1 protein-coding gene is annotated in these 1,303 nt (G+C 69.6%); it reads right to left on the bottom strand.

Going from position 1 to position 1,303, the window contains the following annotated elements; genetic code table 11:
- Window positions 1–1,303: NAD-dependent DNA ligase LigA (gene ligA, locus A5652_RS15035; protein WP_067352681.1), on the bottom strand; the 1,303-nt coding region annotated here is incomplete at both ends.

Raw genomic sequence — 1,303 nt, 5'->3', positions numbered from 1 at the left:
GCCACTTGTCGACGATCGCGCAGTGCCAGTCGACGGTGAACCATTCGGTGAGTGCCGCGGCGATCGTCGGGCCGACGCCCTCCACCGCGGCCAGCCGCTCGGTCGACGCCGACATGATCGAGTCCAGATCGCCGAACTCGGTCGCCAGGGCACGCGCGGCCGTCGGCCCGACGTGCCGGATCGACAACGCCACCAGAACCCGCCACAGCGCGACCTTCTTGGCCCTGTCCAGGTTGTCGAGCAGCCGTCTGCCGTTGGCGGACAGGGCGCCGGCCTTCGTCCGGAACAGCTCGGTGCGCAACAGGTCGTCCTCGGTGAGTGCGAACAAGTCGCCCTCGTCGGCGATCACGCGCGCCTTCAACAGCGCGGTCGCGGCTTCGTAGCCGAGCCCCTCGATGTCGAGAGCCCCGCGACCGGCGACGTGAAAGACCCGCTCCCGCAACTGCGCCGGGCAGGACCGGGCGTTGGGGCAACGGATATCGGCGTCGCCCTCCTTGGCCGGCGCCAGCGTGGTGCCGCATTCGGGACACTTGGTGGGCATGACGAATTCGCGTTCGGAGCCGTCGCGCAGGTCGACGACGGGACCGAGCACCTCCGGGATCACGTCGCCGGCTTTGCGGATCATCACCGTGTCCCCGATCAGCACGCCCTTGCGTTTCACCTCGGCGGCGTTGTGCAGGGTGGCCAGCCCCACCGTCGACCCGGCCACCTTCACCGGCGTCATGAACGCGAACGGGGTGACGCGTCCGGTGCGCCCGACGTTGACGCGGATGTCGAGCAGCTCGGTCTGCGCCTCCTGGGGCGGGTACTTGTACGCGACAGCCCACCGCGGAGCGCGAGAGGTGGTCCCGAGCCGGCGCTGCAGCGCCACGTCGTCGACTTTGACTACCACGCCGTCGATTTCGTGCTCGAGGTCGTAACGGTGCTCACCCCAATAGCCGATCCGCTCCTCGATGGCGGCGAGGCCGCGCACCCGCGCGGTTTGTTCGGCCACCGGCAGCCCCCAGGCGCTCAGCGCGCTGTAGGCCTCGTGCTGAGTCTTGGGCGCGAACCCCTCGGTGCGGCCGATGCCGTGGCAGATCATCCGCAGCTTGCGCCGGGCGGTGACGGCCGGGTTCTTCTGGCGCAGCGAGCCCGCCGCGCTGTTGCGCGGGTTGGCGAACGGCGCCTTGCCGTCTTCGACCAGACTGGCGTTGAGCGCCTCGAAATCGGAGAGGCGAAAGAACGCCTCGCCGCGCACCTCGAGCAGGGCGGGAATCGGGAAGTCCTTACTCGCGGACAGCCGCTCGGGGACATCGTCGAT

Origin of the sequence: Mycobacterium sp. 1165178.9 (assembly GCF_001673555.1) — a bacterium.
Taxonomy (GTDB): domain Bacteria; phylum Actinomycetota; class Actinomycetes; order Mycobacteriales; family Mycobacteriaceae; genus Mycobacterium.
Note: the sequence above shows the minus strand (reverse complement) of the source record. Positions and strands in the feature narration are given on the sequence as shown.